This is a genomic window from Psychrobacter sp. H7-1 (genome assembly GCF_904846585.1).
GTDB classification, from domain to species: Bacteria; Pseudomonadota; Gammaproteobacteria; order Pseudomonadales; family Moraxellaceae; genus Psychrobacter; species Psychrobacter raelei.
Genome location: NZ_CAJHBH010000080.1, coordinates 1 through 4035 on the forward strand (window position 1 = coordinate 1; position 4035 = coordinate 4035).

Consider the following 4035-nt stretch of genomic DNA (forward strand, 5'->3'; position numbering starts at 1 on the left):
ATTCATAGTACGATTGGTTATGTGTCGCCTTTTGAGTTTGAGAGACGATACTATGATAGTCTTAATGAGTCAAACAAAGCTGCCTGACTCAAGTAATCCACTCTCCGATATACTCGGGGCGGTTCACGGTTTCTTAGGTTATATGTTTAACTAAGAGTTAAATATTCATCATTCGGCAATTCGAATGGAGGATGCGCCGACATATAAACAAGTGTTATTTTCCTACCAACCTCATCTAGCATGTAATGTAGTACGTACTCGCTAGTCTTGTCTCCAAATTCACCCTCGTAAGTTGGAATCCCAATGTGATAATGCCAAAGATTATATTTCTTTGCGTGTTTAACTTTGACTAGCCAACGAGGGTCATCTGTCGGCACATTGTCTGATGACTTGTTACGTCCTTCTAGATTAGCTAATCCATGGTTCTGAACATGCTGAATGAAGGCACTAATTTTCAACTTATCTTCTTCTGGATAATTTTTGAGATGGCTTTTAAAAAGAGAGGTAATCTCGACATGCATACTAAAGGCTTATCCGTTCAACCAAGTTAAAAACTCTTCATCGTTGTTAATACTAGGTACTGGTAAAGCGCCACTATCAATAGAGGCCTGCATAGCATCTATATCGTAACAATAAGCATGGCGGTCATCACGAACATGTGTCATATTTAATTTTTCTTTAAAAAATTGCTTGATATCTTGGTTAGATATCACAGAACAATGATTGAGCGAGGCTTGCTGCCACGGCATTTCTTCATGGGTCATATTACGTAGCTTCCATGGTGTGTATTGACCATAGTCACAAGCAACACGATCCAAGATAGTAAGAGTATCTTCATCAAAAATACTAGCGTCAAAAAGACCCTCTACCAAAATAGGACTTTTATAATAGTGTTTATAACAGTGATACACGCTGCTAACGACAGGACCATGAGGCCAACACTCAATAGGCTCATCGAATAGTGGCTTATCTAAGATAGCCAACGAATACCCCTGAGCATAATACAATAGTTTTTGCAGCTTAAGATTTGATATATAGTCTTTTTCACCATTATAGGCGTGATATAAGAAGAACTGAGCAATATCGTATGCTGTTTTCATAATAACTCCTCCCAAATAAATGGGTTTATTATGATCATTATATCAAATAAAATTATGTACATTGTAAATTTAGGAAGCTATACATCGCCATGTGTTAATAATATTATTCACATTACGTGCATTTATTTTTTACTATATAAAAGTTAAACACAAAAACCGCCACTGGGGCGGTTGGATTTAGGTATTGAACGATCGTTGGAATGTAAGTGATGTTGGATAACCAGGTTGGTCAGGAGCGAAGCTGAACCAACTATTAAGATGAGCGGCATCAGGGAGTGTACTGACGCATACTAGAGTAGGGCCCGACCTATCAGAAAGTGGCTATATATAATACAGGCATTAAGGGTGAGGCTGGGATTTAAGGATATGGTATTGGACCATTAACTAAAAAGAAATCAATACGCTTTTTACATTCATCAAGGTATTTTTCAGCGTTCTTTTTATCTAAATCATTAATATGTTGATTTAATTTATAATCAGATTTTTTTCTAAGCCGATGATACTTTTGTAGTAACTTACCGATATTATTCAAATTTACATCTTTATCAGCCATCAGACTTTCGTAGAATTTCTCATGTGAGCCATATGGTTTATCGGTAATAGGGTTTGCTCTTACAATACTTATTTTATATGGCGCGTTTGGCTTAAATAACTCCTGAGAGTGTGAATAAGCTGCATAATACCCGCGACTAATAAGTACACGAATATAGGCCTCTTTAGGTGAAAAACTATTTTTCTCAATCTCTTGTTTTTGTTGGTAACAATCATGATATGTGATAGACATCTTTTCTTATACCTCCATGCCATCGTCCATACCTAAGTAAGCATCTCCTATAGTTTCGTCATCTTCCAATAATTCGTATGGTTTGTAGTAAACAAGAAACTGACTTAAAAAGCTTTTATCGCCTTTTTCTAATGAGTAGTTTACAAGCATATTATCAAACTCACTACTTAGCTTTGACGCCTCATCAATAGTGATGTTGGCATATATATCCACAACTAAGTACTGTTCATCATCATTCTCAATCCAGAATTTCGTATTTAAATAACCCCGAAATTTTGAATAATAAAATTTATTCAACAAAGCGTAAAAATCAGAAAACTTTTCTTCACTAATTCCAATTTGCTTTAAATCCTTCGAGAAATTATCGAAGCTTTTAGTAGACTGGTATAGCCTTTCCATTCTGTGTTTACTCTCTTCTGAAAGGATATCCTTATGGCGAATAGGTAGATAGCTCTCTAAAAACCAAGAGAAATCTAAATTTCTTACGCCTATTTGATATAACGTAGATAGTGAGCTGATATCCGTAATCGGCCCTCTAAAGTTTTCTCTAATATTCTTTTCAACTTCAGCAAAATCACCATTTTTTAATAGCGTCGCATTATAATTTGCTAAATCCGCTAGATCATCAGGTTTCAAATTCATTGCTCTTGAATAGAAGTTTTTGGCTTTTTCGGTCTTTCCTATAGCGGAATAATATAAGCCTAATGTAGAATAAAAAGCAATATAGCCATCGCTGTGAAAAGAGCTAACTTTGTTTTCTACTTCTATGATCCTTTGATATATGCGTCTTAAGCGAAAATCTTGTGTGTTAATTAAAGTGGACTTAGGGGGCTCAAGATAGTGTTTAATTAATTCATTAGTAATATCGTTTAATGTATCTATACAAGTCTTAGCATTTGGATTAACCATAACTTTACCTGCCTTCTTTTATAAACCACATAATATTAACTAGCTAATAATTTTTTGTGCGCTGTATAATATTATGTAATGACTATGACAAATTTTAGAGACAAAAAAACTGTCTTTATTCGACCCAATAAGACAGCAATTACTATGAATTTTAATTGTTAATATAGAATGTTAATGTCTATAGACCAATACGGACATCCAAATCATAGCAGTTTACTAGCCTTAGTTCAAGGTTTACTAAAAAACTTATTGATTTTGTCAACCCTTATAACTGTATTTTTATTAAGGCCTATAAAGCCTTGATAATATTATGATTAAAGAAACGACATTGAAAAACCGCCACTGAGGCGGTTTGGTTAACTTTTAGAGCTTAATTCAAATGCTTTATTTAGTGCTTTTTAGCTTCACCAGCAATCTTATCCATTAAAGCAAACAATAGTCCAGATAAAACGAATGTCATATGTATGACGACCTTCCACATTAGTCTATTAGCGTCCCCATCACTTATCTGGTCAGGTATATTCATAAATGATTTAAGAAGGTCAATTGCAGAAATAGCAACAATGGCACTAATGACCTTTAGTTTTAAACCAGAGAAATCAATTGTTCCCATCCAGCCCGGGCGATCTTCATGATCTCCTGTATCAATTTTTGAAACAAATATTTCGTACCCACTAAATACAATAATAAGTAATAAGCTCGCCACAAGTGCTATATCTATTAAAACTAACGTGCCAACAATTACATCGGCTTCGCTAGCAATGAATACATGCGTAGTGATATACCAGATTTTTTGAAAAAATTTTATGAAAAGAAGAATAATTCCTATTATAAGCCCTAAATAAAATGGAGCTAACAGCCAGCGACTGTTAAATATAGTTTTCTCTAGACTTTGCTCAGCCCTCTTAGGCATATGTATCCTCTTTTTTTGATTCATGATTCTATGGGTTTTTTAATTTTAGCAAATGTATTGCTGGCAAGTCATTAATTTTAAGAGGATGAAAAACCGCCACTGGAGGCAAAAACCCTTTAAATAATTGTGGATAAAAGAAAGGCTTAATGCTATCGTTTAAGACTACTTCATTTCATTATTAAGGTGGTAGTTTATGAAGGTTTGAACCGCCCCGGGATTGTCAGAGACTCATTTATCTGAGAGAATACGACAATGAAAACACGAAACTATACCCCCGAAATGAAAGAGCGCGCCGTCCGTATGCTAATTGAAGCTAAAGACGACTACCC

General features: G+C 34.8%; 5 protein-coding genes. All 5 read right to left on the bottom strand.

The window, feature by feature from the left end:
• Positions 1-146: 146 nt before the first annotated feature.
• The gene (locus tag JMX92_RS13130) at positions 147-521 is read right to left on the bottom strand and encodes a hypothetical protein (RefSeq protein ID WP_201546115.1); all 375 of its coding nucleotides are present in this window, start codon (positions 519-521) and stop codon (positions 147-149) included.
• Between the two features lie 9 nt (positions 522-530).
• Complete coding sequence (locus JMX92_RS13135) at positions 531-1100, bottom strand: Panacea domain-containing protein (RefSeq protein WP_201546117.1); 570 nt, start codon at positions 1098-1100, stop codon at positions 531-533.
• Between the two features lie 358 nt (positions 1101-1458).
• Positions 1459-1884 carry a hypothetical protein gene (locus JMX92_RS13140; protein WP_201546119.1) on the bottom strand — a complete coding sequence of 142 codons (426 nt, stop codon included), beginning with the start codon at positions 1882-1884 and terminating at the stop codon, positions 1459-1461.
• A gap of 6 nt (positions 1885-1890) precedes the next feature.
• A complete protein-coding gene (locus tag JMX92_RS13145; protein WP_201546121.1) occupies positions 1891-2793 on the bottom strand; it encodes a hypothetical protein in 903 nt (300 codons plus the stop codon).
• A 388-nt stretch (positions 2794-3181) separates the two neighbouring features.
• Entirely contained in the window at positions 3182-3706 is a 525-nt protein-coding gene (locus tag JMX92_RS13150; RefSeq protein ID WP_201546123.1) for a TIGR00645 family protein, read from the bottom strand.
• Positions 3707-4035 lie beyond the last annotated feature (329 nt).

Bases quoted from the DNA above. Each gene is read 5' to 3' on its own strand.
- JMX92_RS13150 (WP_201546123.1), bottom strand. From the start codon at position 3,706: ATGCCTAAGAGGGCTGAGCAAAGTCTAGAGAAAACTATATTTAACAGT.
- JMX92_RS13145 (WP_201546121.1), bottom strand. From the start codon at position 2,793: ATGGTTAATCCAAATGCTAAGACTTGTATAGATACATTAAACGATATT.
- JMX92_RS13140 (WP_201546119.1), bottom strand. From the start codon at position 1,884: ATGTCTATCACATATCATGATTGTTACCAACAAAAACAAGAGATTGAG.
- JMX92_RS13130 (WP_201546115.1), bottom strand. From the start codon at position 521: ATGCATGTCGAGATTACCTCTCTTTTTAAAAGCCATCTCAAAAATTAT.
- JMX92_RS13135 (WP_201546117.1), bottom strand. From the start codon at position 1,100: ATGAAAACAGCATACGATATTGCTCAGTTCTTCTTATATCACGCCTAT.